Here is a 24,628-nt window from a genome sequence, read left to right on the forward strand (position 1 = left end):
TCTTTCTGCACATCCTCCCCCGAAGACCGGGGCGGCAAGCCCGCATCGACGGTCTCCGTCGTGGTTCTTCCGTCACTAACCCCCAGATTCCCGGGTTGTGAGAGAAGGCCCCTGACTGCTGCTATCAATTCACGTTCTTCATCTTCACCTGAACTCATCCTCTGTGCCCCCAATATCAACGTACGCTTCTACCTGAGGTTCATAGATCTCAACGATGCGCCGTGCCCGCTCTCCAATCCTATCCGAGACCACGCACATGTAGCGTCCGTTGAGCAGCCGAAAACAGACCTTTCCTTCGGAATCCGTCACGTCGCTCGTCATGACGAGTTTGCCTTTCCGGATCGCGACGTGGGCGCCTGCAAGCGGCATCCGGCCGTCGCGCACGATCAGGGAGAGCATTCCTATCCGCTGCTGAGTAGCGGTGCCGACGGTCGGGATCTCGAGGCGGCCATTCTTCTTCAGGTGGCTTTTGTCGAAGATCCTGCACCGTGAGACCAGCGCATCGACGATCGACGGTGCCACCGTGAAGAGCTCGAACTCCTCCTCCCCGGTCAGGCGCAGGATGGCCGAGTCTCCAAAGAGTGTTCCCTTCGCATCGACAAACATGGCGCCGTCCGGTTCGCCCCCGGAGATGAACAGGAAGAACGAGTGTTCCTTCTCCTCGAAGACCCCTATTCCAGTCATGGGACTGCTGTTGGTGTAGCGCAACAGCTCATCAAGCGTGAAGTGTCCGTCGCTCGTTGACTGTCGAAGGATCTCGCCCATAAGGTCGTGTATTTCCATGCAGATCTTCAGGTACGGTATTTTGTAGATTATATGCCGGAAAGGGGTTTTTTACCCCCTACCACAATATATCACATCAGTATGCTATTATTAATACCTTGTGATAATTGAATCTGGATTCTAACAGATATCCTTGAGAAAAAAGCGTATCCGGAAGATGGAATGAGAGCGTTTGGGCTCAGTAACCTCCGGTGGATCTTCGATACATAAAGGGCGCCGGGCTGGAGAACCCAGGCCTCCCGCGGGCCGCCCCGGCGGGCGAGGACTGCCCGTAGCGCGCCTTATTCTCCGGGAAAATGCATCGAAACAGCAGCGATCCTCTGCAAAGAAAGATCGCCAGAAATAAGAGATAACAGATGAATACGGTACCTGCCCATGATTCTTCCGCTCGTGATAAGTGTTCCCCTCATGATTGCAGCGGCTGCAATAGGGATTACGCTCATATACGCGTCCATCCTGGACGCAAGGGAGCGGCGGGTGCCCCACAAGACCTGGCGTCCCGCACTCGCGATAGCGATCCCGGCAGCCTTCTGGGTGTACGGGCTGACCATCCTCGCGGACTGGCGGGCGGCGGTGGGATACCTCATCCTGGTCGCGGTCTTCTGCGGATTTTTTTACCTCTTCCAGGCGGTAAACCTCTTCGGGGGGGCGGACGCGTACGCCCTCATCATCATCACCGCATGCATCCCGTTCTACCCGATCGAGCCGTACTTCGGCGCATCGCCGCTCGGGTTCTTCCCGTTCAGCGTGCTGACAAACGCCGTGCTCATCAATATCGCGGCACCCGTCGCAATCTTCGCGAAGAACATCCTGGAGGGGAACCGGGGCCCGCTGCCCTGCCTCTTCCTCGGCTTTCCCGTCGATGGAAAGAGTATCCAGAACGAGTTCGGTTTCGTCATGGAAGATATCGAGGAGGAGGACGGCAGACTGGTCAGGCGGTTCGTCGGGTTTACGGAATCGCTCAGGCGCATCGTGCGGGGGGAGCGGCGACTGTATACAAAAGATCTCAGGCTGCACCCCGAAGACTACCGGAGGGAACTTGCCCTCTACCGGAAGGCCGGCAAGGTCTGGATATCCTACGGCATTCCATTCATTATACCGATCGCGGCGGGGTTCCTGACCGCACTGTTCATGGGAGATATCCTCTTTGTAATCATGAAGGCAATCGCGGGAATGTGAATAGTATGGAGATACGGTTCAAGGACGGATTGGTGCCTGTCATCGTGCAGGAACGACGGACTCGTGATGTCCTGATGCTCGCCTATGCGAACGCGGAGGCGCTGGAACTCACCAGGACCACAGGATATGCACATTATTACAGCAGGAGCAGACAGAAACTCTGGAAGAAAGGGGAGGAGAGCGGGCACGTTCAACGAATCTCGCGCATCCTCGTCGACTGTGACGAGGATGCCATCCTTTACGAGGTGGAGCAGATCGGTGCCGCCTGCCATACCGGCCACGCATCGTGCTTCTACCGGACGGCCGAGGGTGAGGAGATCGCTGGAAAGGTCTTCGATCCGGAGAAGGTATACGCTAATAAGGGTGAGTAACCTCATTACTATGGTGATTTTTTATGAAAATTGTACCCGATACGAGCGTCGTAATAGACGGACGCATAACATCGCTGATAAAAACCGGAGAATATAAGGGCGCAACAATAATCATACCGGAAGCCGTCGTCGCCGAGCTGGAGGCCCAGGCGAACCAGGGGCGGGAGATTGGGTTTTCCGGTCTGAACGAACTTCAGGAGCTCTTCCAGATGTCGGGGGAGAACGTCATCGAACTCCAGTATTCCGGAGAGCGCCCGAGTCTCGACCAGGTGAAACTCTCCAGCGGAGGCGAGATCGACGCCCTTATCCGGAACGTTGCGATCGACCACGACGCCCGGTTCATCACGAGCGATCTCGTGCAGGCGGAGGTGGCGAAGGCAAAAGGGCTCGACGTCACCTACCTGCGGCCGCAGATCGGCGACTTCTCGCCGCTCTCGATCGACCAGTACCTCGATGAGGAGACGATCGCGATCACGCTCAAAGAGCGGGCGCCGCCGGTGGCAAAGATCGGAAAACTCCAGGAGACCCGCCTGGTCACCCTCCGGGATGCGCCGATGACCGAGTACGAGCTCAAGGCCATGGCGCAGGAACTCCTTGAGCGGGCGAAACGCGACCCGGACGGCTTCATCGAGCTCGAGAAGCGGGGGATCACGGTCGTCCAGATCGGATCGCTCCGGATCTCGATTGCCCGGCGACCGTTCTCGGACGGGATGGAGATCACGGCCGTCCGGCCGCTTGTGGATCTGGCGCTCGACGACTACGCCATGGCGCCCGAGATCAAGCAGCGGATCCTCGGGAACCGCCGCGGCGTCCTGATCGCGGGACCCCCCGGAGCGGGGAAGACCACCCTCGCCCAGAGCCTCGCGACGTTCCTCGCCGACAACAACTTCATCGTGAAGACAATGGAGGCCCCGCGCGACCTGCAGGTGCCCGACCACATCACCCAGTACACGGCGCTCGAGGGGAGCATGGCGAACACCGCCGAAGCCCTCCTGCTCGTCCGGCCGGACTACGTGATCTTCGATGAAGTCCGCAAGAACGAGGACTTCACCGTCTATGCGGATATGCGCCTCGCCGGGATGGGCATGGTCGGCGTGGTCCACGCTATGGAGGTGCACGACTGCCTCCGGCGGTTCTGCGACCGCGTGGACTACAGCATCCTGCCGCAGATCATCAACACCGTCATCTATGTCGTCAAGGGCGCTATCGCGAAGATTTACGACCTCGAACTGACGATCAAAGCACCGGAGGGCATGCCCGGCGACGTGCATATCCGCCCGGTGATCGTCGTCCGCGAGCACGACCGGCAGGAGCCCGAGATCGAGATCTTCCGCTACGAGGGTGAGACCCTGGTGATGCCGCTCGCGAAAAAGAGAGACGCCGGAGAGCCGATCGCAGCACCGGCGGAGCATCCGGTCGTCGTGTCGAAGACGGCGGCGGAACCCGAGGAGAACGTCACCTGGAAGGTTGCGGGAAAAGAGGTCCAGCGCGAGATCGGGCGGTATACGAGCGGCCCGGTCGAGGTCAGGATCATCAGCGACAACAAGGCGGTCGTCTACATCGATGACAAGGATGTCCCGGCGGCGATCGGGAAGGGCGGCAAGAACGTCTCGGCGATCGTGAACAAACTCGGTATCGGTATCGACATCCGGCCGAGGAGTGAACTCGAGGCGCAGAAACCCGTCGAGGAGGAGATGCAGCTCGCCGGCGGCATCAAGATCCGGCTTGACCGGAAGCAGCTGACGATCGTCTCACCCGAGAACAGCGGTAAGATCGTGGATGTCTTCGCCGGGAAGGAGTATCTCTTCACGGCGACGGTGAACGATGAGGGGGACATCCTCCTCGCGAAGAACAGCACGATCGCCCAGGAGATGATCAAGCGCTACAACGAGGGCGAGACGATCCGGCTGCGGCCGGTATGATGGGGCAACTATGAGGAACCAGAATCTGGAGGCTTAGAGTGGGCGGACTTGATATGCAGGAGAGCGAACGGGAGTGCATCACCCGGTGGGAGCACGCGTTCGAGGCCGATCCGGCAGAGAAGGAGAAGTATTACCTGACCGTGGCGTACCCGTATCCGAGCGGGGCGATGCACGTCGGGCACGGGCGGACCTACATCGTCCCGGATGTCCTCGCCCGGTACCAGCGGATGCGGGGGAAGCAGGTCCTCTTCCCGATGGCGTTCCACGTCACCGGCACCCCGGTCATCGGGATATCAAAGAGGATCTCGAACGGCGACGCGAAGACGATCGGGCTCTACCGCGACCTCTACCGGGTGCCGCAGGACATCCTGGACCGGTTCATCGACCCGATGGAGATCGTCCGCTACTTCTCGGAGGAGTACCGGCGGGTGATGCAGAAGTGCGGGCTCTCGATCGACTGGCGGCGGCGGTTCATCACCGTCGATCCCCAGTACAGCAAGTTCATCGAGTGGCAGTACAAGCACCTGCACGAGGACGAGCACGCCGTCAAGGGCGCTCACCCGGTCAAATACTGCCCACAGTGCGAGAACCCGGTCGGCGATCACGACCTCCTCGAGGGCGACAAGGCCGAGATCATCAAATTCACCCTGGTGATCTTCTCCTGGGACGGCGCGAAGGTTCCGTGCGCCACCCTCCGGCCCGAGACGGTCTACGGGGTGACGAACCTCTGGGTGAACCCGGACGTCACCTACGTCCGGACGACGGTCGACGGCGAGGAGTGGATCCTGAGCCGGGAGGCGGCAGGGAAACTCGCCCTGCAGGATCATGAGGTCGTTGTGGGAGAGGAGATCCCCGGGACGGCGCTCGTCGACCGGACGGTCTCCCACCCCCTCTCCGGCGAGGTTCCGGTTCTGCCGGCCTCGTTCGTCGACCCGGAGATGGGAACCGGGATCGTGATGAGCGTTCCCGCCCACGCGCCGTTCGACTACATCGCCCTCCGCGACCTGCAGCAGCAGGGGAAGTATACGGCCATCCGGCCGGTCCCGCTCATATCCGTCGAGGGCTACGGCGAGATCCCGGCAGAGGACGCGGTCGAGCGCTCGGGCATCCGCGACCAGAACGACCCGGGGATGGAGGCGCTCACCCAGGAGGTCTACAGCGCGGAGTTCTCCCGCGGGAAGGTCTTTGAGAAGTACGGCGGTAAGCCCGTCCGCGAGGCCCGGGACGATGTTGCGGCGCTGATGATGGAGCGCTACGGCTCGATCCCGATGTACGAGTTTGACAACCGCCAGGTGATCTGCCGCTGCGGCGGGAGGGTCTATGTGAAGATCCTGCACGACCAGTGGTTCCTGGAGTACAGCGACCCGTGCTGGAAGGAGCAGGTGAAGACCCAGCTCGAGAGGATGGCGCTCGTCCCGCCCGAGGTCCGGACAGAGTTCGACCGGACGGTCGACTGGCTGAAGGACTGGGCCTGCACCCGCCGGGTGGGGCTCGGGACGAAACTCCCCTGGGACCCGACCTGGATCATCGAGCCGCTCTCCGACTCGACGATCTACATGGCCTACTACACGATCGCCCATCACCTGAAGGCGATCCCGCCGGAGAACCTGACGCCGGAGGTCTTCGATTACATCTTCAAGGGCGAAGGGAACCCCGAGACCGTCGACCGGGAGACGCTTGACCGGCTCCGAAGCGAGTTCCTCTACTGGTACCCCTACGACTACCGGTTCTCGGCAAAGGATCTCATCTCGAACCACCTCACCTTCCAGCTCTTCCACCACCGGGCGATCTTCCCGCAGGAACTGCAGCCGAAGGGCATGGTGATCTTCGGGATGGGCCTCCTGAACGGGGCGAAGATGTCGTCGAGCAAGGGCAACGTCTTCCTGCTCGAGGACGCCGTGGAGGAGTTCGGCGCCGATACGGTCCGGATGTTCCTTGTCGGGAGCGCGGAGCCCTGGCAGGACTTCGACTGGAGGAACGAGCTCGTCTCTTCGACGAGGAAGCAGATCGAGCGGTTCTGGAACACGGTCGAGGGTGCAAAAGAGGCGGAGGGCGCTTACGACATCGACGCCTGGCTCGCGAGCAGACTCCAGCGCCGTATCGAGAGCACCACTGCGGCGCTCGACGGGTTCCAGACCCGGCAGGCGTTGCAGGAGGCGTTCTTCGGGGTGGAGGCCGACCTGAAGTGGTACCGCCGCCGCCTGCCCGAGGGCGCAACCGGCGGGGCGGTGATGCTGGACTTCTGCCGCACCTGGGTGCGGCTGCTCGCCCCGGTCGTCCCCTTCACCTGCGAGGCGCTCTGGAAGAGCGTCGGCGGGGAGGGCATGATCTCCTTCGCCCCCTGGCCTGAGGTGGACGAGAGCAGGGTCAGACCGGAGATCGAACTCGCCGAGGAACTTCTCGCGAGGACGGTCGAAGATATCGAGTCGATCAGGAGACTCATCCCGATGGAGCCGGAGTCGATCAGCCTCTTCGTCGCCCCGGCATGGAAGCACGAGGCCTTCCGGATCATCGCGGCATCGGCCGACAAGACGAGGGTTATGCGCGAGATCATGCAGAACGAGGGGATGCGCAAGCGCGGCCGCGAGGCGACGGACGCCGCAAAGCAGATCACGAAACTTGTCCTGAAACTCCCGCCCGAACTCGTGAGACAGCTCACGGCGTCGCAACTCGACGAGCAGGCGATCCTCGAGGGCGCACGGGCGTTCCTGGAGCACGAGTTCGGCGTGCCGGTGAAGGTCCTCGCCGCCGAGGCGAGTGCTCACCCGAAGGCCTCGGGGGCGCTCCCGTTCAAGCCGGCGATCGTGATCGAGTAAGGACGCCCACTCTTTTTTACGCTTGTTTTTCGAGAATAGTTCTTTAAGCGTTCATCCCCCACGCCTCTCGTATCTCCATGGAGATTCGGCGGTGGAGCCGGGGCAGAGGGTCTGGTATACAATAAGGATGAAGGCCACTGTCCGTCACATGCCTCTTGAACAACCAAAGCGAGGGAAAAGCTCGTTACGGTGGACCGTTGGGGTATCGCCATTGGGGGTGGGGCCCACGGGGAGGGGGGCAACCCCCCTCCCCTGTCTCCGAAACCCATCTCAGGTGCTTCGGAGCTGATTGAGAGACCCCTCCCGGCCTCCGGCCTCCTCCCCCGCCCCTGAGGGGCGGGGGCAGTGCGTGGCGATAGCCAATGAAAAGCCGCGCATGGGTTTGTGTACCCAGTTAGAGAACTGAAGCGGGAGAAGGTCCTACGTGCAAGTGACAAGCAACGACATCAGAACGGCAGGAGCACTCTACCTCACTGCACCGAAAATCAGAATGAAGAACGCGGATTTACAGCCCGCAAAAGAGAAGCGATACCGGGTCGAAGAAAAATCCGGTTACTCTTTCCCCTTCACGGCCTGCTGGGCCTTCTTCGCCCGCTCTTTCGCCGTGTACCCGGTCACCTGCTGGAGGTAGTTCCTGAACCGGCGGTTGGTGTCGATGATCGTCTCGTCGTCGACGGTCTTGTCCGCCTCGGTATCGACGACCAGGGTCTTTCCGCCTGCACCCAAAGAGACCTCAAGACGCAGGAGCGCTCCGTAGGAGATAATATAATGGCCGTCCTCCGCCGCACGGGGTTCGGTCTCGAACTGGTCGCGGAGTCCCTGGATCATCGATTCTGCGAGTTGTTTCGTGTATCCGCGCTTGATCGGGTATTCCTGCATAATATTTTTAAGGGACACTCAGCTATGTTAAACTAATCCAGGAGTGAGTGATTGATCCCATGGACGATATAAAGGTTACATCCAGAGCGCTCGAGGGCGCCGGAAAAACGGTCCTGATCGGCTTTCCCGGGAGCGGACTCGTCGGGAGTATTGCCCTGCAGTATCTCGTCGAGCAGATGGAGTTCGAACAGATAGGGGCGATCACGAGCAAATACTTCCCGCCGGTCGCCCTCATGACGAAAGGCGTCATCAATGCTCCCGTACGCCTCTACGAGAAGGATGGCCTCGTCGCGGTCATCTCCGACGTCCCCATCCACCCGGCGATCAGCTACGAGGTGGCGAACGGCATCATGGACTGGCTCACCCAGTTCGATATCAGGGAGATCGTCACGATCGCAGGGATCATCACGAACGAACCGGAGAAGAGGGTCTTCGGGGTCGCGACCAGCAGCGAAGTGCTGCAGCGCGTCGAGGAGAAGACGATCATCCTTCCGATGGGGAGCATCTCCGGCGTCGCGGCAAGCCTCCTCACGGAGTGCAAGACGCGGGGCATCCCGGGGATAGGGCTCCTCGGCGAGACGGTGAACACCCCCGACCCGCGGTCGTCGGCGGCCACGATCGAGGTCCTGAACCAGATCTACGACCTCAACCTGGACATCCAGCCGCTGCTCGAACAGGCGGTGGAGATCGAGGCGGCAATGTCCGAGATCGCCGAGCAGGTGCAGAAGACGGAGGCTACGCCCCGGAGAGAGCAACTGCCGATGTATGGGTGAGGAAGCATGAAGCACGCAGCGTTAACCGGAATTTCGCCGGCGGTCATTGCCGAACTCAAGAACGGCAGGGCCCGCACCCTCGAACTGACCAGCGCCCACAACATCATCACGCTGACCGAGGCCGCTCCCGGCGAGTGCATCTTCGTGACGTCGGTGAACGAGGAAGACCTCTCGCCCGGCGATCCGGGGATCATGGTCGATCTCCTCGCCCTCAACATCGGCATGAGGCGGATCGAGGTCGCCAACTCGTTCTTCTACGAGGAGCGGGAGCGGATGTCCGCCCGGATCAAGGTCCAGTTCCGGGGGATAACCCTCACGCGCGACGTGGAGGGGCGGAAGTGGGGAGACCCGACCAAAGTCGAGATCGTCCGTTCGGCATGTTACCGGGCCGGATGATCCGCTCCTCCATTTTGGCGTCAGAACCCTCAAAGGGTTAATATCCCCGTGCGACCAAAATGTATGGGAATACCACAGGGGTCTGTGGCTTAGCCAGGACATAGCGCCGGGCTTCTAACCCGGATGCCGAGGGTTCGAATCCCTCCAGGCCCGTCATTTTTATCCTCAGTTGCGAGTGTCAGGAGATAGGCGCCGCCATACCCCGTTCTCCGGCATGAACGTTCAAAACCTCATCCCGGTCAGGTATGAGCCTTATTCAACGCGGAACCTGTACCGCGATGGATCTAACTAATAGTTATTAAGTAACCGATAGTTATATTACAACCGATAGATATACACATCTGACGTGACTCTCTCCCGATAGGAGGGAGGTGCGAGCGGGTTCTGAAGGCCCCTGCCTTCATGGAGTGAGCGAGATGGAAGTAGAGTCTGTCATACTGGTTTACTTTTCACCAACCAGGACGACGAAAGCGGTCGTCCAGGGTATCGCACGCGGACTGAACCGCGGCAACGTGGAGATGCTCGACATCACCCGGCCGGATGCAAGAAGAGAGCCCTTACGAACCTCGGAGAACGAGCTCCTCATCATCGGCGTGCCGGTCTACATGGGAAGGGTGCCGGCACTCCTGAACGAGTGGCTGCACACGATCTCCGCCCGGAATACGCCTGCGGTACCTGTCGTCGTCTACGGTAACCGCGTCTATGACGATGCGCTCATCGAACTCGGCGATATCCTGCTTCAACGCGGATGCAGGCCGATCGCCGGTGCGGCCTACATCGGGGAGCACTCGTTCTCCACCGACGAGACCCCGACGGCGGGAGGACGTCCGGATGCAGGCGACCTCTCCCACGCAGAGTCGTTCGGGCGAACGATCCGGGAGAAACTCGCTGCCGTCCCCTCCGCCGACCGTATCGCCGATCTCTCCCTGCCCGGCACCCGCCCGTACCGGGGAGATTCGAGGCTGTGGACCGTCGATTTCATCGCGGGCGGCGATGCGTGTGTCCGGTGCGGGATCTGTGCGGAGGGATGCCCTGTCGGCGCCATCGATCCGGAGGACTATGCCCTGGTCGACACGACGACGTGCATCACCTGCTGCGCGTGCATCAAGAACTGCCCGGAGAACGCCCGAACGATGAAGCCCGGGCCGGTTAGTGACGCATCGATGCGCCTCCATACGCTGTATCGCGAGCGAAAGGAGCCGGAACATTTCCTGTAACGGATAGGTTCGTGCCGGCAATCGGGAGATATTTCAGGGTTGCAGACTGAGGATATACGTATGGAGCACCGTCCGTTCTATTCAGTCCGCCCCCTCTTCCCCGTCTACCCGGAGGATCCGTCGCCGCACGAGAGGCGCTGGGTCCTGGTTCAGGGGAACTCCGTGCTCTTCACGGGCAACCCGGCACCCGGCACCGTCCTGATGCCGGACCCGCTCCCCGCCGGTCTCTCGTGCGGCGCGCCGGTCTACCTCGGCACCCGCGACGCCGCCGCCTACTACGCTTGCGAGGTCGCTGCCGGAGCCGCGCTCCCCACCGGCTGGCAGCCGTCGCCCGTCCGGGAACTTCTCGGCAGGGTCCCGGAGAGCAATATGGCCGTCGCCGCCTACGCAGTGCGGATCCTCGACTTTGACCGGTCGACCGCCTTCTGCGGCAGGTGCGGCGCAACGACCCGTCCGCTCACGACTGAGAGGGCACGGGCCTGCACGGCCTGCAACCGCATCGTCTACCCCCGGATCTCCCCCGCCATCATCGTGCTGATCAAGAGAGGGGAGGAGATCCTCCTCGCCCGTTCCCCCCGCTTCACGCCGGGGCTCTTCTCGGTCATCGCCGGATTCAACGAGCCCGGGGAGAACCTCGAACAGACCGTCCACCGCGAGGTCGCGGAAGAGGTCGGGATTACGGTGCGAAACATCCGCTACTTCGGGAGCGAGCCCTGGCCGTTCCCCGACTCGCTCATGATCGGCTTCGTCGCGGAGCATGCCGGCGGGGAGATCCGGGTCGACAACCAGGAGATCGAGGCCGCCGGCTGGTTTTCCCGCGAGACCCTGCCCTCCGTTCCAACGGGGGCAAGCATATCGCGGGCGCTGATCGAGGCCTGGCGCCGGCGGGAGATTTAACGAGATGGGCCGGTGCGCCCTCTCCATGGGAACACTGCATGGACAACACTGAGTGGTGAACGATGACAAAGGTAGTCGCGATCAACGCCAGCCCCCGGAAAAAGGGAAATACTTCCATTCTTCTGGGGCATATCCTGGAAGAGCTTGAGAACGCCGGTATCGACACTGAAGAGGTGAGCCTCGGCGGAGGCGAGGTGCGGGGCTGTACCGCCTGCATGAGGTGCCGGGAGAACCAGGACGGGCACTGCGCCTTAGACGACGATATCGTCAACACCTGCATCGATAAGATGGTCGAGGCGGACGGGATCGTCCTCGGTTCGCCGGTATACTTCCTCGACGTCACGGCCGGGATGAAAGGACTGATCGACCGGGCAGGGTTTGTCGCGATGGTCAACAACGACCTCTTCCGGCGCAAGGTCGGCGTCGCAGTGACCGTCATGCGCAGGGCCGGAGCCACCACCGCCCTGAACACGATGATCAACTTCATGGTATACTCCGGCATGATCGTTCCGGGGAAACCCGTCATCGGTCTCGGGAGAGAGATCGGGGCTGTTAGCGGGGATGATGAGGGGATCGGGCGCGCTCGCGATGCCGGCAAAAACATGGCATGGCTGCTTGAGGCGCTCGCGACCCCGCGGGGATCGTGAGAGGAAAGGCCGGAGAGTCGGGATGGGCATAGCCGAGAGAAGACAACGGGAGAAGGAACAGCGAAAGACCGAGATCGCCGATGCAGCGGAGCGCCTCTTCTTCGCCCGGGGTTACGAAGACGTCTCGATGGAAGATATCGCCCGCGAGGTCGAACTGAACAAGGCAACCATCTATCTCTACTTCAAAAACAAGGAGGCGCTCTTTGCCACCATCGTCCTGCGGGGCATCGAGATCCTCAAGGAGAAGTACCGGGAGTGCATGGAGAGAGATGTCCCCGGCATCGTCAGGGTGGCCCTGATGGGCCGGGCCTACTACCGGTTCTCAGAGGAGCACCCGGAGTATCTCCGGCTGATCCACTTCTACGGCTCCGAACGGTTCTCCCGGGAGAACCCCTACACCGCAGAGATCGGGAAGGGATACGGCACCTGCCGCGGGATGCTCGCGGACGCGGTCAGGGAGGGCATCGACGACGGCACCATCCGGGCCGACCTCGATCCCTTCCTGACCTCGATGTACCTCATGACATCCTTCATGGGCATCCTCTCCATGGAGCAGAAGTGGAGGCTGGCGATCGAGGCGGAGGGGTTCAGTTACGACCGGTTTGCCGACGAGTTCTTCCGGTTCATCATGCCGGCGATTGCTGCCGGCGGTGGATCTCAGGATATCGGCGATCAGCCCGAAGAGAGGAAGAGAGCATAGCGCCGGAAAGATAACGCCTCCCCGGCCGCCGGGTTTCAAGGAATTTCCCGGCGCACCCCCGCCCCAGTAATTCGCTAGTTTCGGCACCCGACACTGAGCAATGCGGCCTCGTACAATACGGTAACGGGGAGTTGGCAGCACCCGGGGACCGGACGTCGCACCTGATGGTGCTCACGCTCCTGCCTTTCGGCCAGTCGCGCTTCGCGGCTTCGCGATCTTCGCGTGAGACCGTATTGGTATCTTCGCTCATCAACTCACGCGAAGGCGCGAAGAACGCGAAGGGAAGTCGATGGTTTGACCCCTTGAAAACTATCTCGGCCAATTTAGCGAAGTACTGTGCCCCGAACCGCGGGGTTGATGACGATGGACGGCTCACCACATCTCATGCAGCACGAAACGGTCAGATTGGCCGGAAGAGAGGCCGACGGCTACGTCATTCCCCTCGGCCCGGTGAACCTCGTCGCGGTGGTGACGGATGCCGGGATGGTCGGTTGCGGCGCGTTCGACGTCGATGCGCTCGAGAAGTTCGGTTACCCCGCGGCACGTGTCAAGCCCGCGGGAGGCGCATCCTCGATCGAGACGGTCGACGACCTCCTCCGCGGCGAGATCAAGGGGGCGAACCGGCATGCAGGGGAGCGTGGGGTTGTGGTCGGGATGACCGGGCGGGAAGCGCTCGAGCGGCTTTAGGGCTCCCCCGCTATCTCCCTATGTTTCCAGACCCCTTCTCAGGTCCCCGCTCCATCCCATAGGTTCAAATACAGGCTGAGCTACAGAGGCGGCTCATGGGACGTGGGCCCATCTCCACCGGAACAGCGACAGTCTTTGCCGTCGTCATCGCCGCAGTGATGATGACCGCCGTAGCCGCGGTTCTCCTCCCGCCCGGCGATGGGCCGGGGCTCTCGCTTCCGGATACCGCATCCCCGGTGGAGGTCGTCGCCGGCCACAACGGGACGGCGGTGATCCGCGTCGCGATGGGAGCCGCGAACCTCACGGAGTGCCGGGTCTACCTCACCGACCCGGAGGGAGGGCTCCACAATGTCGAGACCGCGGTCCTCACGGATAGTGCGGACGGGCGGGCCGCATACATCTTCTGCTTCCCCGCCCCCGATCGCTCCGGCTACTGGATAACCGACGAGCCGAAGATGGTCTTTACGACGGCCTACCACCCCGGCGTCCAGGCGTTCTCGCCTGGCGACTGGCGGGTCGTCGTCTACGATCAGACGCTCCGGAAAAACAGGATCGACCGGGTTGTCCCGGTCAACGGACCTTCGTCCCCGGCCTGACCGGGCGGAGGGGAACGAGGAGCGAGGCCTCGTCGCCGGCGGCGAGGATCATCCCCCGGCTCTCGACGCCGAAGATCTTCGCGGGCGCAAGGTTCACGATCATCGCGACGTCCTTCCCCACCAGTTCGTCGGGGGAGTAGAACTGCGCGATCCCGCTGACCACCTGCCGCTTCTCGCCGCCGAGGTCGACGACGAGTTTGTAGAGTTTCTTCGACCCCTTGATCGGCTCGGCCGAGACGACCCTGGCAACCCTGATATCGAGGTTGCCGAACTCCTCGATCGAGACGGTGGGCATCTTCGGTGCGGCGGCCGCCTTTGCCTTCTCGACCTGCGCATCGAGGGTCGCCTCGAGGGCAGCGACCTGCTCCTTCTCGACCTTCGTAAAGAGCGTGGCGGGTTTTTCAAGCGGCCGCGCCCCGACCGGCTCCGTGGCCTCGGCGATCGGGTGATCCGCGATATTGTCCTCGTAGCCGAGCATCGCCCAGGCCCGCTGCATCGCCTCAGGCATCAGGGGCTGGAAAACCAGGACGAGCGCCTTCACGATCTGGAGGCAGTCGGCGATCACTTGCTGTGCCGCCGCCCGGTCCTCCTTGATCAGTTTCCAGGGGGCGTTGTTCTGGATGTAGCCGTTCCCGTACGACGCGAGCGCCATCATCGTATCGACGGCGTTCTTGAAGTCGTAGTCCCGCATCAGACCGTCGACGGCAACAAGCGACCGCTCGATCTCCTCGACGACCTCCGGGCGGGGGGCGAGGTCGGGGACGCCGGCGAACTCCTTCTCGGCGAAGTACATCGTCCGGTAGATGAAGTTCCCGAGCGTCCCGACGATCTCGTTGTTCACCCGCTCGGCGTAGACCTTCCAGGAGAAGTCGAGCTCCTTTGTGTGGTTCGTGTAGGAGAGGAGGTAGTAGCGGAGGTAGTCCGCCGGGAGGCCCACATCAAGGTAGTCGTCGTTCGTCCAGACGACGTAGCCGCGGGACTTCGAGAACTTCTTCCCCTCGATCGTGACCATGCCGCTCGCGACCACCGCGTGCGGGAGGCCGTAGCCCGCCCCTTTGAGGAGCGCCGGCCAGAAGATACAGTGGTGGTAGATGATGTCCCCGCCGATGAAGTGCGCAACACGGGTGTCGTCGCCGCACCAGTAGTCCTTCCAGTCGGTTCCCGCCTTCTGTGCCCACTCCTTCGTGAAGGAGATGTAGCCGATCGGCGCGTCGACCCAGACGTAGACGACGAGGTCGTCGCGGCCGGGGAACGGAACGCCCCAGTCCAGCGTCCGGGTGATGCACCAGTCGTGCAGGGCCTCCTTCACCCACCCGAGGGCATAGTTCCGGGCGGTCGAGGTGCCTTTGAGGTCCGGGAGGTAGTCGAGGAGGAACTCGCGGAAGGCCGAGAGCTTGAAGAAGTAGTGTTCCTGCTCGCGGTACTCCGCCCTGGCGCCGCAGACCTTGCAGACCGCGTCCTTGATCTCGCCGGGCTCCAGGTGCTGCCCGCATCCCTGGTCGCACTCGTCACCCCGGGCGACGGCGCCGCAGTGGGGGCAGATCCCCTCCACGTAGCGGTCGGGGAGGAACCGCTCGCACTCCGGGCAGTAACTCTGGCTGACGGTCTCTGCGTAGACGTAGCCGTTCTCGATGAGCCGTTCGACGATCGATCGGGTGGTCTCGCGGTTCATGGCGTCGTCGGTCATACCGAACCGGTCAAAGACGACGCCCATCCGCCGGAACGTCTCGTAGAAGTGCTCGTGATACCGCTCCGAGAGGGCGCGGGGGGTCGAACCCTCCTGCTCGGCGCTGATCACGATCGGCGTCCCGTGGTTGTCGGAACCGCATATGAAGACAACCTCCTCCCCGGACCGGCGCATATACCGGACGTAAAAGTCCGCCGGAACGTAGGTCCGCAGGTGCCCGATATGGCAGGGGCCGTTCGTGTACGGGAGCCCGCACGTCACCAGCAACGGCTTATCACTCATCCTTATCTACTCTGGTTGCGATGCTAATAAAGATACCAGCGCATGGCACGAAGGATTACAATACCCGTGAGAGCGTTCGGCTCCGAGGTCGGGATGCCCGCGGTTCCGGAACTCGCGAAGTGGCTGAAGGGGAAGCGAGGAGTGGAAGCGGACCTCACCACCTACCGGCTCGACCGCTCGCTCGACGGACAGGAGGAGGTGGCGGTCCCCACCGCCGGCGGCCTCTTCTACGGTGAACGGTTGAGCGGGGCCTTCCTCGGCATGGAGGACGGGGTGCTCGTCGGCGAGCCGGGGATCGATCCGGCCGCCGTCGCCGCCGATGCCCGCTCAGTCACGGCACGGCGCAAGGACGCATGGTTCTCCCTCCCCGCCCCGCACGTGCTCGGGTTCTCTGATGCGAGCATCGGGGATGATGAGGAGTTTTCCGAGACGATCGCGGACCTGTATGCCCGCCTCGCGCGGGAGATGCGGGATCTCGGCGTGCGGGGGCACGTCCTGGTCGCAGAGGAGGCGGACGCGATCGAACTCGAGGTGCTGGCCGGCCGGAAGATGCTCTTCTTCCCGAAAGACCCGGAGACGTTCGACCTGGAACTGCTGCTCGAGTACCAGGGCGAACTCATCCTCCCGGCAAAGGCCCTCTCCCGGGCTCCCGACCTGATGGAGCGGTTCCGCGTCAGGAAACTCATCCTCCTCGATGCGGAGGAGGCGGATCTCCGGGCGGCGGCCGAGTTCGCCGACCCGGATATGCTCGAGTCCGGCGGCTACTGCGAGGAGGCCTGCCCGGGCTACTGGAAGAGCCTCGTCGAGCGGGCGTCTATTCCCCGATAGACTCCGCCTTCTCCGCAAGGCGGCGGTAGTGGCGGTTCCGCTTTATGAGCCAGAAGAGGAGCCGGTCGAGGAGGGTGAAGGGGAACGTTCCCCCGGCAGCGTGGGGATGGCCGCCGCCGGAGAACTCCCGGGCGATGAGGTGGCTGACCGGGGGGACGGAGCGGATGGATATGCGGCCGTTAGAGGAGACGACCACCTCGACGTCGGTCTTCAATTCGTCGCGGATGGCGTGGGCGGTCTCGCTCGGGTAGCCATAGAGGGGCGCGAACGCGATCCGGTAACGGCCGCTACCGATGATCGTGGTGTGCCGGATGCTCTTTCTGATGTCCCGCTCCATCTCCCGGACGATCCGGTCGTACTCGCCCTCGATCTTTTCATCGGTGATGACGCCGCGGACCAGGTTGTCGCGGACGTACTCCCGGAAGCCCTTCTGCATCACCACCTGGCCGAGGACCTTCGAGCGGGGGTCCTGGTGCTTCCAGAGGTCGTAGTCGCAGACGACCCGCGCGATCTCGATCGCCACCGGATCGTCGGGGGCGAGGTCGCGTGCGACGATCCCGGTCGCGCAGGTGGTGACGTCGACGTGGAGGAGGCTCGTCTTCTTCTCGACGGCGCGGATCTCCTCGTCCTTCCAGCGGTGGTGGTCGCGCCACTCGATCCGCCACCCGTTGGAGCGGGCTTTCGCGAGGCGCTGCTCGACACCCTGCTGGTAGCCGATATCCGATATGCTGAGGAGGTCGCCCCGGCCGGGAGAGCCGGCGACGGCGTCGAAGAGGGAGAGGAACTTGCCGACCGAAGCCCAGACGGTGAAAACGTCCCCGTACTTCCGGCGGTGGATGGCATCGCTCCCGGCGGCGTCGAGGTCGTTGTGCGTGAGGTGCACGACGTGCTCCGTCCTCCCGGTGAGAGCCTTCATAAAATTCGTGTCCCGGGTATCCGGCTTTCGATCGCTTCCAGCCATTCTTCTCTATATCGGTGTACGACGTGATAAACAGGCGGTTATGACTCCGTTCCCACCCCGGGAAACACAGTATTTATTAGGAACAACCGATAACATTGTAGGGCAGAAGCCCCTGTAGCTCAGACTGGGAGAGCGCCAGACTGAAGATCTGGTTGTCCCCGGTTCAAATCCGGGCGGGGGCATATTTTAACCTCTGTTTCAATTCCTGAGCCCGCATTTTTGCCGTTTTTGCCTCTCGCGCATCCCAACCTACCCTCCTGCGGCAGGGCCTAATCCGGGCCCACAACCCGGATCTGAGATTGTCGATAATTCCCCAGTAGTGGAAACAAACCGTTTTTCCGTGAGGAAATGGGAATCCCGGGGAATAGAGCGTAACAAATCGTAACGAACCAGTTTTGTCCGGTTCCCAACGATTCTAAACCGAACGTGGGTATGTCGCCGCAACTAGGCGGGCGCCCGAAAAGTAAAATTTATATGCAAGTTGTTCAAAAAACCACCTTTAATTTGATGTGTTAATATTCCAAACGTAAACCGTGTTTTCAACACCTCCTGTGACAATAGAGCGATTAATAGCATTAAATTTATGCGTAATAACTGTTGCAGAATTCACGAAGGTGACGACAGAGAAAAGAATCTGCACGTGCATTTTTTTTGGCAATCTATTGACGGTTTCGGGATTGATACTGTTTTGAGGGTTTAAAAAAACACAGGCAAATTATATATGGGGGTGTATCGACACTGTTTTGTAACAAACGCACAGGAGTTGATAGAAACGCCAAACACAGCAGAATTTACGCGGTTCCTCTCAGTCGCGGTCGTAGCGGCGATTCTGGGGATTTCCCGCCCGTCTGTTCTGACGCTGGTTCGCGACGGCGAACTGCCCGGGATCTGGGTCGGTCACCGGGTCAGGATCCCGGCGGCGGGACTAGAAACGTTTTTAATTGCCCAGGGGCTCAAACCGAGCGCAATCTACCGGGGAACGGGGCAGACCGCCACAGCCAGCCCGTCCCCGGCGACCATCACCAACGCCAGCCGAACGGCCGACGCGGGGGCGATCACCCGTTGACCGCCGTACACCAAAAAACTGTCGAGCGCCGACCGGATCCGATCCGACTGACCCAGGCAGAATTAGGGGCGTTGCCCGAACTGCACCGCCTCGTGGCGCAAATTTACCTGAACCGGGGTTCTGGAGAGGTTCTTTTAGTAGAATAACCGTAGTATGAGCACATTTATTAAGGAGGAATTAAAACGTCTCAAATTTGGAAAACGGCCGCCCTCACCACAGGGCAGCCCAAAACTCAGTTCTCCAGCCCCCCCAGGGCACTGGTAGGTAATAGTAGGGCAGCAACCGTAATAACGTTTCCGGTTTCCGAGCCGCGCTACGTTGATGCGCGGGCGGGGCGGGCTTTGATCAGGTACCTGTCCGATCCCCGGGCAAACGCTGGGACGCCGGGGCTCTGGCGGACGGTCAGCAACGACCCGCGGGAACTGATCTCACCGTTCGCCCTAACCCGAATCGAAACTGGGCGGGGGTCTAACGTCGAGATTGCGGCGATCCGCCCCGGGACCGAGGACGAGCGGCTCTACGAGGGTGACCTGGACGTCGCCGCAACCCTCCTCTGGCGGGCCGGGCAGCGGTTCGGGTGCCGGGCGGAGCGAAAAACGCTTTACTGGGCGTTGTTTGAGTTTTGCGCCCTGGCCCGGCGGCAGGCGGCGGCGCGGGGGGAGCTGTGATGGCCCCCCTCACCCATCTTTGTAGCTACTGTAGCTACGTGATTATGGTCCTGCTCTGCTGTAGCTGCTGTAGCTACTGTAGTTACAGTATCAGAGACTCGTTGACTCAGATTGGTGGAGCAACGGGGGCAGTAGCGAGGGATTTGAGCGGGAGTTTTAGGAGAGATTATATAGGAGAACTCAGGCTCCCTGTATTGTATAGAGACGAAATCCTTTGTAGCTACATGCATGTAGTTACAATAAGATCCGCACTACCTCTTTTCGATGGGGGGTGGGGGTGATGGCTACAGGCAAGTCGGCCGTCCTTCAAGCTCGGTACCCGGAGGATCTCAGGGTGGTTGGGCGTGCCCTCGGTGTGAACCTGAGCGAGGCGGCTGTACGGGGCGTGGTCCAGGCAATCTGCACTGCAGCCGGTATCGCCGGGCATGATTCGCTATCGCCTGATCTAGAAATCGCCCTTCTCGCGACCCTACGGTCACGGCGGGACGAGCTCACCTTGGAACTCGAGGAGCTCACCGAGTACATTACTCGGGTCGAAGGACTTGAGGAGGCTCGAAAACAACAGGTAGCCGAGCGACAAAACGAGGCACGGCGCCAGCAGGAACGGGTGGCAACGTATGAGGCCATTGCGACGGCTAAGTGTCAATTCGACGCCGCGCTAAACTCTCTCTCAGATCAGACCCTCTCAGCACTTCGGGCATCCCTTGAGACTGATAATCTCGGAGACGTGGCTGCGACGGTGGCAGAGGATCTGGTGGCCCGGAACGGCCTGTCGATGCCTCCTGGTGCGGATCCCGCTCAGTGGCTCGTAGATCACCTGGTCGCTATGAGGGGGTCCGCATGACAGAGCCCACAGCGACCATCACTGATCGCGTTGGTGATTGGGCCGGGGTTCTCTCCCGGAAGTACACGATTGAGCTGGCTGAACTGAAGCGGCTCTGGCCGCACCAGCACTCCTTTGTCATTGACACCGACCGGCTGGCTCATTCTGGGGCGCTCGGCCTAACCCTCCTCACGGAACTGGAGAGGTCCCCGGATCGGAGTATCAGTGACATTAGGGATGCTCTGATTCAGCGGTGTCAGTATGAAGTGAGTTCCGGGCGGATTGACCCCGCACTCATAGAGGTCCGGCCCGCGAACCACAACTACACCACCCCTATAGGCCGGATCCGGTCTGGGCACGCAAACACGCTGGTTTCACTTGATGGCATCATCCGGAGGGCTACGCAACCCATCGCGCACATGACCCGGGCGGTATATCGGTGCCGCTCCTGTGGAGCCCTCACCGACCCGATCCCACAGGGTCGGCGCCAGGCCGAGGAGCCCGATATTTGCCCCAGGTGCGAGCGGAAGGCGAGAATGGACCTCATAAAAGAGAGGTCATCGTTCATCGACTACCAACGGCTACAACTAGCTGAGAACCCAGAGGGTGCCTCGTCTCAACCACAGGCCATCGATGTGGATGTGGTCGGGGACGTCGTCGGGGCGGTTCAGCCTGGGGACCGGGTTAGGATAACCGGGATACTCCGGACCCAACAGGAGAGGGCTGGAGTTCAAAATCTCCCGGACTTCAAGTATTATCTCGAATGCCTTTCGATTCGGACGGAGGAATTATCGTTTGAGGAGGTACGGATCGATGAGGCGGACGAGCGGAAGATCCGGGAACTGGCCGCACAGCCGAACGTATGTCACGTAGTGGGGCGATCGATAAGCCCCTCGGTGTATGGTCATGAGAGAGTGAAACGGGCGATCGGCCTTCAGCTGTTTGGAGGGGTGCGGAAGACGATGGCAGACGGAACCCCTCGGAGAGGGGACGTGCATGTCCTTCTGGTAGGGGATCCGGGTATTGCCAAATCAGTTCTTCTCCGGTATGCGGTGAAGGTCGCGCCCCGTGGGATCTACACGAGCGGTCAGGGAACCACAAAGGCGGGTCTCACCGCAGCAGCCGTGAAGGATGACTTCAGCGACGGCCGATGGATGTTGGAGGCTGGCGCCCTGGTGCTCGCCGACACCGGGATGGCCGCAGTGGACGAACTCGACAAAATGAGCGACACCGACCGATCCGGGCTGCATGAAGCGATGGAGCAACAGTCTGTGAGCTTGGCCAAGGCAGGGATAACCGCCACCCTCCGGTCTCGGTGCGCCCTCCTCGGAGCAGCGAACCCGAAAAAAGGGAGATTTGATATGTTCGTTCCTCTCGCGGAACAGATCAACATGCCCCCGTCACTCCTCTCACGCTTCGACCTCATCTTCGTCCTGCAGGACGTAGCTGACCCGGAGGCCGATGCAAGGTTGTCACGGCACCTCCTTGGCAACCACCGGCAGCAGGCAGCAGACGCTAATGAGGATGTGATCCCTCCGGAGCTCCTCCGCAAGTGGGTCAAAATGGGAAGGGATCTCAACCCGGTTCTCACAGATGCGGCAGAGGAGGCTATCCATGCCTTCTACCTCGGTATGCGAAGTGGGGCGCAACGGAAGGGGGCCCCCCTGCCGATAACCCCTCGGCAGGAAGAGGGTGTGATCCGGCTGGCTGAAGGAGCAGCTCGGATGCGGCTCAGCGAAACGGTGTCTGCAGATGATGTTCGCGTAGCTATGACTTTAATGGATTCGTGCCTCCGCGACGTTGCCTACGACGCCGAAACTGGGCAGTTCGATATCGACCGGCTGTATTCGGGCGCGAGTCAAAAGGATCGAGGCCTTGAGCGCGAGATCGAGGCCATGATCCAAGATGCAGAGGGTAAGATGAGAGTGAGTGCAATCTTTGAGTCGTTCATGGGTCGCGGTCACGGCCTCGACCAAATTGAGCGCAATCTGGCCCGGATGGAAAGATCTGGGTACTCTATTGCAAACGGAATGGTGTACCGAAACGAGAACTGATCTCAGGGAAGAAGAAGGCGCCATGCCTCTCAAAAACCACCTCTCCCCTGCCTTCCCCAATATCAGATAACGGGGGCATCGTTTCAGGATGTCTCGAAAGGTGAAAGTTAGTGTTCACTCATCAAAGACAGGTCATCCGGGGATTAAAATCGCCAGTTTAAAGCATTGAAGCGATAAGGTGTTTCCTATGGGTAAAAGGAAATATTATTCGCATCCCCATAGTTCGCACCGTGGTGAGTATCAGCCTCACAGTTATCGCCCTCACGACCGGCATAAGGATAACCGGCAACCGAAGCAGAACCGGTCAACCCTTACAACAATATACCGAAGATTTGAGCGTTTCTCCTGGCGTCATCCAATTGCATCTGTCGGGTTGTACCTATTTGTTGCCCTTGTCCTGTTCCGAATCGCGTTCCTCGACGCCTCGTTCGCGCCTTACACCCACCTTGACGAGATTCGTTTCTGGGTCGCTGTAATCGCTACGATAATGGTCGGCGTCGCGCTTTTATCAGCCCGTGCCTGGTGGAAACGGAATGTCCCAGACGTCAATATCCGGGGAACCGCGGACGTTACGTGGAGAAATAGGTAGCAAACCCATATTTTTCCAGTTGAATTTTGGAGTTATATCAAAGGAGCCACTGAAAGACGGTCAGAAACTCCGCCAATCGCGCTGTTCCGTCCACAAATTGCATTCGGTTGGAGTGCCAAAGATGCACCCATCACAACGACCTGTTTTGCTAGGACATAACGATCCGTTCCACACAAATGTGGGGATGTCTTTGCCCTCCATTTTTGTGCCTGTGCCTAGTACCATGGTGGGGGATATTCTGTTAATATATTTTAATGTTTTGTATTCTGGGCGGGGGCGGAGCCCAGATGTCAAGAGTTAGCAGGGGCTCGCGGGGACACGCGGGAGCAGCGAGGCCGCCCCCGGTTTCAATCTCCAGAGGAAATTAGGTTCGCCTAAACTCAACTCAGATCAAAAGATAATATAGGGCCTGAACATGATATCTGTCTCTTTGCGTATAGTTTCCTAAGGAAATTTGGGGTTATATAAAGGCCCCACCGAAAGAAGGTCAATGACACCAGGCCGAGGCCACAAACGCCGCCAGCATCCCGTCCGCCACATCGGTTCCTCCCTGAGTCTCCAGAGCAAACAGGATTGTTCGATCTGTGCGATCGCAATACCATCCTCCAAGATATCCTGCAATATGAACCTCATCTGGAGAGATCTCCTCATACACGGTGTCATACATGATCGGGATATAGGTGACCGTGTGTCCGGTATCAAGAGCCCGCGTGTACTTCACACCAACGGCAAGGTTGGAGAATGTGGGATCCTTATTCAGATCGTTGATCCAGGTTGATAGGGCATCTGAGATCTCTGGGGTTTCTGTGCCCGAATACCACCAAGTAGCCATGATCGATTCGTGGACCCCAGAGTCCTGCACCGTCACCATACCGTCGTCGTAGGTATTCCAACCCGTTTCCGATTCGTCATCGTAAAGCCAGAGCCCTTTCGGGTACGAAAACGAGATACCATGCTTAGCATACGTATCCGTCGGGGAGTTTGCAGTTGAGTAGGTGTAATCGGACCATGCGGCAGAGGCCGTTGTGTATGAAGGGGTCTCTCTAGGAGATAGGGTGGGATCCATAACTACAAATGCAGCAACGGAAGCAGCAACGAAAACCATTGCGAGGGTCAGGGCCAGCATTCCCAAGATCATCGGAGGATACCCCGGGGTGTCTGGCTTTGGGATCGGATCAACCTTGAGGATATGCCGTTTGACTAGTTTTTTTATCCAGACCCAGAATAGAATGCCGATCACCGAGAAGATCAGGATCCCAAAACATTCGCCCATGAACCTTGCGGGATTGGTCGCGGGGAGCGATCCTACCGCTGCAATGACCAGGGAGGGGATGGTCCAAAATGCAATTGCCGCAAGCTCCGCTCCGGACTCCCAGAAGCGGAGGACATTTAAGAGGTAGGCCACGTAGAGCCCACAAAAGCAGAGGAGCAACAGGGCAAGCCCAAGACCCCCGATCACCTCTGATCCGGCAAAACTTCCGATAGTGGCTATCAGGATTCCCGCCCCGCCTAGAACTAGCGACCCCAGGGCAACATTCTTTGGAGAGAATTGTGTCATTTAATTGTGCGAGGTATTAATGTATTATATATTTTGTGTTTTGCATATATTCGTGTAAAGAGCGCTATATTGATAGTATAACTCAAAAATCCTCACCCTCCGCAGAGAGAGTTTGTGGTATCTTACTCATACCTGGCAGGGTGTCTACGGTGGGTGGCAGCGGGTGCCCAGAGTTGGTCTGGATATACCTTGCCCTGCAACGCACCTCAGTGCAGGCGAAACCCCCTCGATCCTATTCCTTGGTCGATT

22 protein-coding genes and 2 tRNA genes are annotated in these 24,628 nt (G+C 60.4%); 19 read left to right on the forward strand and 5 right to left on the reverse strand.

Translation table 11 applies throughout. From position 1 onward, the window contains the following. Positions 1-144 precede the first annotated feature (144 nt). Entirely contained in the window at positions 145-783 is a 639-nt protein-coding gene (locus FKB36_RS05185) for a hypothetical protein (protein ID WP_261596972.1), read from the reverse strand. 375 nt (positions 784-1,158) lie between these two features. Between FKB36_RS05185 and FKB36_RS05190 the strand changes: the two genes are divergently transcribed. Genes FKB36_RS05190 through leuS form a run of 4 tightly spaced genes read left to right on the forward strand, consistent with a single transcriptional unit; the run spans position 1,159 to position 7,071 of the window. Next, positions 1,159-1,962 (forward strand): A24 family peptidase C-terminal domain-containing protein, encoded by an 804-nt coding sequence (locus FKB36_RS05190; RefSeq protein WP_261596973.1) that lies wholly within the window; start codon positions 1,159-1,161, stop codon positions 1,960-1,962. 5 nt (positions 1,963-1,967) lie between these two features. Next, positions 1,968-2,333: a phosphoribosyl-AMP cyclohydrolase gene (gene hisI, locus FKB36_RS05195; protein ID WP_261596974.1), complete on the forward strand. Its 366-nt coding sequence runs from the start codon at positions 1,968-1,970 to the stop codon at positions 2,331-2,333. Positions 2,334-2,356: 23 nt separating this feature from the next. Next, the gene (locus FKB36_RS05200) at positions 2,357-4,255 is read left to right on the forward strand and encodes a PINc/VapC family ATPase (protein ID WP_261596975.1); all 1,899 of its coding nucleotides are present in this window, start codon (positions 2,357-2,359) and stop codon (positions 4,253-4,255) included. 53 nt (positions 4,256-4,308) lie between these two features. Next, positions 4,309-7,071 carry a leucine--tRNA ligase gene (gene leuS, locus FKB36_RS05205; protein ID WP_261597230.1) on the forward strand — a complete coding sequence of 921 codons (2,763 nt, stop codon included), beginning with the start codon at positions 4,309-4,311 and terminating at the stop codon, positions 7,069-7,071. A gap of 552 nt (positions 7,072-7,623) precedes the next feature. Here the strand turns inward: leuS and FKB36_RS05210 are convergent. Further along, positions 7,624-7,950, reverse strand: a complete 327-nt coding sequence (locus FKB36_RS05210; RefSeq protein WP_261596976.1) for a DUF5611 family protein — start codon at positions 7,948-7,950, stop codon at positions 7,624-7,626. Positions 7,951-8,009: 59 nt separating this feature from the next. Here FKB36_RS05210 and FKB36_RS05215 point away from each other — a divergent pair, with 59 nt between their 5' ends. The 9 genes from FKB36_RS05215 (at position 8,010) to FKB36_RS05255 (ending at position 13,863) form a co-directional block, all read left to right on the forward strand. Then, positions 8,010-8,723 (forward strand): proteasome assembly chaperone family protein, encoded by a 714-nt coding sequence (locus tag FKB36_RS05215; protein WP_261596977.1) that lies wholly within the window; start codon positions 8,010-8,012, stop codon positions 8,721-8,723. A 6-nt stretch (positions 8,724-8,729) separates the two neighbouring features. After that, entirely contained in the window at positions 8,730-9,119 is a 390-nt protein-coding gene (locus FKB36_RS05220; RefSeq protein WP_261596978.1) for a DUF473 domain-containing protein, read from the forward strand. 78 nt (positions 9,120-9,197) lie between these two features. Continuing rightward, positions 9,198-9,272: transfer RNA gene (locus FKB36_RS05225), tRNA-Arg, on the forward strand. 263 nt (positions 9,273-9,535) lie between these two features. Then, positions 9,536-10,336, forward strand: a complete 801-nt coding sequence (locus FKB36_RS05230; RefSeq protein WP_261596979.1) for a 4Fe-4S binding protein — start codon at positions 9,536-9,538, stop codon at positions 10,334-10,336. A 60-nt stretch (positions 10,337-10,396) separates the two neighbouring features. Continuing rightward, complete coding sequence (gene nudC / locus FKB36_RS05235) at positions 10,397-11,233, forward strand: NAD(+) diphosphatase (RefSeq protein ID WP_261596981.1); 837 nt, start codon at positions 10,397-10,399, stop codon at positions 11,231-11,233. 62 nt (positions 11,234-11,295) lie between these two features. Beyond that, positions 11,296-11,880, forward strand: a complete 585-nt coding sequence (locus FKB36_RS05240; protein ID WP_261596982.1) for a flavodoxin family protein — start codon at positions 11,296-11,298, stop codon at positions 11,878-11,880. Positions 11,881-11,902: 22 nt separating this feature from the next. Further along, entirely contained in the window at positions 11,903-12,580 is a 678-nt protein-coding gene (locus FKB36_RS05245) for a TetR/AcrR family transcriptional regulator (RefSeq protein ID WP_261596983.1), read from the forward strand. A 384-nt stretch (positions 12,581-12,964) separates the two neighbouring features. Then, complete coding sequence (locus FKB36_RS05250) at positions 12,965-13,267, forward strand: YunC family protein (RefSeq protein ID WP_261596984.1); 303 nt, start codon at positions 12,965-12,967, stop codon at positions 13,265-13,267. A gap of 95 nt (positions 13,268-13,362) precedes the next feature. Next, positions 13,363-13,863, forward strand: a complete 501-nt coding sequence (locus FKB36_RS05255) for a hypothetical protein (RefSeq protein WP_261596985.1) — start codon at positions 13,363-13,365, stop codon at positions 13,861-13,863. Here FKB36_RS05255 and metG read toward each other — a convergent pair. Further along, complete coding sequence (gene metG / locus FKB36_RS05260; protein WP_261596986.1) at positions 13,838-15,832, reverse strand: methionine--tRNA ligase; 1,995 nt, start codon at positions 15,830-15,832, stop codon at positions 13,838-13,840. The two genes, FKB36_RS05255 and metG, sit on opposite strands and share 26 nt — an antisense overlap. 42 nt (positions 15,833-15,874) lie before the next feature. Between metG and FKB36_RS05265 the strand changes: the two genes are divergently transcribed. Continuing rightward, the gene (locus tag FKB36_RS05265) at positions 15,875-16,660 is read left to right on the forward strand and encodes a hypothetical protein (RefSeq protein WP_261596987.1); all 786 of its coding nucleotides are present in this window, start codon (positions 15,875-15,877) and stop codon (positions 16,658-16,660) included. Here the strand turns inward: FKB36_RS05265 and FKB36_RS05270 are convergent. After that, positions 16,647-17,621 (reverse strand): DHH family phosphoesterase, encoded by a 975-nt coding sequence (locus FKB36_RS05270; RefSeq protein ID WP_390895694.1) that lies wholly within the window; start codon positions 17,619-17,621, stop codon positions 16,647-16,649. The genes FKB36_RS05265 and FKB36_RS05270 overlap by 14 nt on opposite strands. A gap of 108 nt (positions 17,622-17,729) precedes the next feature. Here FKB36_RS05270 and FKB36_RS05275 point away from each other — a divergent pair. From FKB36_RS05275 to FKB36_RS05295, 5 genes are all read left to right on the forward strand, one after another. Continuing rightward, positions 17,730-17,803, forward strand: a tRNA-Phe gene (locus FKB36_RS05275). 581 nt (positions 17,804-18,384) lie between these two features. After that, positions 18,385-18,687, forward strand: coding sequence for a helix-turn-helix domain-containing protein (locus FKB36_RS05280; RefSeq protein ID WP_261596989.1), 303 nt, complete (start codon positions 18,385-18,387; stop codon positions 18,685-18,687). Between the two features lie 341 nt (positions 18,688-19,028). Continuing rightward, positions 19,029-19,355 (forward strand): hypothetical protein, encoded by a 327-nt coding sequence (locus FKB36_RS05285; RefSeq protein WP_261596990.1) that lies wholly within the window; start codon positions 19,029-19,031, stop codon positions 19,353-19,355. Positions 19,356-19,635: 280 nt separating this feature from the next. Further along, positions 19,636-20,199 carry a hypothetical protein gene (locus FKB36_RS05290; protein ID WP_261596991.1) on the forward strand — a complete coding sequence of 188 codons (564 nt, stop codon included), beginning with the start codon at positions 19,636-19,638 and terminating at the stop codon, positions 20,197-20,199. Continuing rightward, positions 20,196-22,232 (forward strand): minichromosome maintenance protein MCM, encoded by a 2,037-nt coding sequence (locus FKB36_RS05295; protein WP_261596992.1) that lies wholly within the window; start codon positions 20,196-20,198, stop codon positions 22,230-22,232. The genes FKB36_RS05290 and FKB36_RS05295 overlap by 4 nt, the downstream gene beginning before the upstream one ends. Before the next feature lie 1,076 nt (positions 22,233-23,308). Here the strand turns inward: FKB36_RS05295 and FKB36_RS05300 are convergent. Continuing rightward, positions 23,309-24,379, reverse strand: coding sequence for a hypothetical protein (locus tag FKB36_RS05300; RefSeq protein ID WP_261596993.1), 1,071 nt, complete (start codon positions 24,377-24,379; stop codon positions 23,309-23,311). Positions 24,380-24,628 lie beyond the last annotated feature (249 nt).

It is taken from the genome of Methanoculleus formosensis, from assembly GCF_025384765.1.
Taxonomy (GTDB): domain Archaea; phylum Halobacteriota; class Methanomicrobia; order Methanomicrobiales; family Methanoculleaceae; genus Methanoculleus; species Methanoculleus formosensis.